General features: G+C 69.7%; 2 protein-coding genes and 1 pseudogene. All 3 read left to right on the top strand.

From position 1 onward, the window contains the following. A pseudogene (locus FV222_RS23190) lies at nt 1-326 on the top strand (UDP-N-acetylmuramoylalanyl-D-glutamyl-2, 6-diaminopimelate--D-alanyl-D-alanine ligase); the annotation flags it as partial. 88 nt (nt 327-414) lie between these two features. Next, nucleotides 415-1,500 (top strand): phospho-N-acetylmuramoyl-pentapeptide-transferase, encoded by a 1,086-nt coding sequence (mraY, locus tag FV222_RS23185; RefSeq protein WP_147753360.1) that lies wholly within the window; start codon nt 415-417, stop codon nt 1,498-1,500. 204 nt (nt 1,501-1,704) lie between these two features. Then, on the top strand, nt 1,705-2,446 hold a 742-nt coding region (locus FV222_RS23175), incomplete at its 3' end, for a Mur ligase family protein (protein ID WP_246685618.1).

Genomic DNA, 2,446 nt, shown 5'->3' with positions numbered 1-2,446 from the left:
ACATGCTGGAGCTCGGGCCGACCTCGGACGCCCACCACCGCGACCTCGCCGGCGCGGTCGCCGACCACGCGGTCGACCTCGTCTTCACCGCCGGCACGCTGATGAACCACCTGTTCGAGGCGCTCCCGGTCTCGCGCCGGGGCGTCGCCGCCGCGACTTCGGCCGACCTCGTCGAGCCGCTGGCCGCGATCCTGCGGCCGGGCGACGCCGTGATGGTCAAGGGCTCGAACAGTATTCGCATGGGCCGGATTGTCGAGGCGCTCAAAGCCCGCTACGCGAACCCCCCGGCGCGCCGCGACGCGCCGGCCCCGACCGCCGGGCCGTGACCGGCATCTGATCGTCCGCCGAGGCGCCGGGACCGTTCGCGTCCCGTCGGCGCCCTTCTTCGTGTGAGCCAAGCCGCCGAGCCCCCGGATGCTGTATCTTCTGTCGGACCTGAGCGGCACGCTCTCGGCCTTCAACGTCTTCCGCTACATCACCTTCCGCACGGGAGGCGCGCTGTTCACGGCGGGCCTGTTCGTGTTCTGGTTCGGGCCGCTGATCATCTCGCTGTTGCGCCTGCGCCAGGGCAAGGGCCAGCCGATCCGCGAGGACGGGCCGCAGACCCACCTGCTGACCAAGCGCGGCACGCCGACCATGGGCGGCCTGATGATCCTGGCCGGCGCCATCGTCGCGATCCTGCTCTGGGCCAACCCGCGCAACCACTACGTCTGGATCACGCTCACCGTGACGCTCGGCTTCGGCGCGATCGGCTTCTACGACGACTACCTCAAGGTGACGAAGCAGTCGCACAAGGGCTTCTCAGGCAAGCTCCGCCTCGGACTCGAGGCCCTGATCGCGATCACGGCCTGCTACGCGATCTCGTACTTCTCGCCGTCCACGCTGCAGAACCAGCTCGCCTTCCCGGTGTTCAAGGACGCGCTCTTGAACCTCGGCTGGTTCTACGTGCTGTTCGGCGGCTTCGTCATCGTCGGCGCCGGCAACGCGGTGAACATGACCGACGGCCTCGACGGGCTCGCCATCGTCCCCGTGATGATCGCCTGCGGCACCTTCGGCGTCATCGCCTACCTCGTCGGCAACTCGTTCACCGCGAGCTACCTTCAGGTGAACTACGTGCGCGACACCGGCGAGCTCGCGGTGGTGGCCGGCGCGGTGATCGGGGCGGGCTTAGGCTTCCTCTGGTTCAACGCGCCGCCGGCGCAGATCTTCATGGGCGACACCGGGTCGCTGGCGCTCGGCGGCCTGCTCGGCGTCGTCGCGGTGGCGACCAAGCACGAGATCGTCCTGGCGATCGTCGGCGGCCTGTTCGTCCTCGAGATCATGTCGGTGATCATCCAGGTCGCGTCGTTCAAGCTGACGGGCAAGCGCGTCTTCCGCATGGCGCCGATCCACCACCACTTCGAGCAGAAGGGCTGGAAGGAGCCGCAGGTCGTGATCCGCTTCTGGATCATCGCCGTGATCCTGGCGCTCGCCGGCCTGGCCACGCTCAAGCTGCGGTGACCTGTGGTAGAAGTCGGCTCCGCAACGCCACTCCCACCCCGACCCTCATCCTGAGGTGCGCACGCGAAGCGGGCGCCTCGAAGGAGCCCTCCAGAAACTTCGGTGCGGTCTGGAGGGCTCCTTCGAGGCCCGCTGATGCTGGCACCTCAGGATGAGGGGGAGGGTTGGGACGAGCCCCGATCGCCGACCGGTTCCGAGTTTCCGATGACCCCAATCACCACCTTCGCCGGCCGCGCGGTCGCCTTGTTCGGCCTCGGCGCCTCCGGCCTCGCCACCGCGCTCGCCCTCAAGGCCGGCGGCGCGCAGGTCGTCGCCTGGGACGACAACGCCGACGGCGTGACGAAGGCGGCCGGGCAGGGGATCGAGACCGCGGACTTGCGCGGGGCCGACTGGTCGGGCTTTTCGGCGCTGATCCTCTCGCCCGGCGTGCCGCTGACCCATCCGACGCCGCACTGGACCGTCGCGCTCGCCAAGGCGGCCGGCATCGAGGTCGTCGGCGACATCGAGCTGTTCTGCCGCGAGCGGCGCGCCCTGGCGCCGGGGGCGCCGTTCGTCGCGATCACCGGCACCAACGGCAAGTCGACCACCACGGCGCTGATCGCCCACATCCTGCGCACTGCCGGCCGCGACGTGCAGATGGGCGGCAACATCGGCACCGCGATCCTCTCGCTCGAGCCGCCGGCAGCGAATCGCATCCACGTGGTCGAGCTGTCCTCGTTCCAGATCGACCTGACGCCCTCGCTCGATCCGAGCGTCGGCGTGCTCCTCAACATCACGCCCGACCACCTCGACCGCCACGGCACCTTCGCGCAATACGCCGCGATCAAGGAGCGGCTGATCCAGGGCTCGGACCAGGTCGTCGTCGGGATCGACGACGGGCCGAGCCGCGCCATCGCCGACCGGTTCGCCGAAGGCGGCGCCGACCGGTCGACCCGCATCCACGTGC

The organism is Methylobacterium sp. WL103, assembly GCF_008039885.1.
Classification (GTDB): Bacteria; Pseudomonadota; Alphaproteobacteria; order Rhizobiales; family Beijerinckiaceae; genus Methylobacterium; species Methylobacterium cerastii.
The sequence above is the reverse complement of the archived record's forward strand: the minus strand, read 5'-3'. Positions and strand labels throughout refer to the sequence as shown.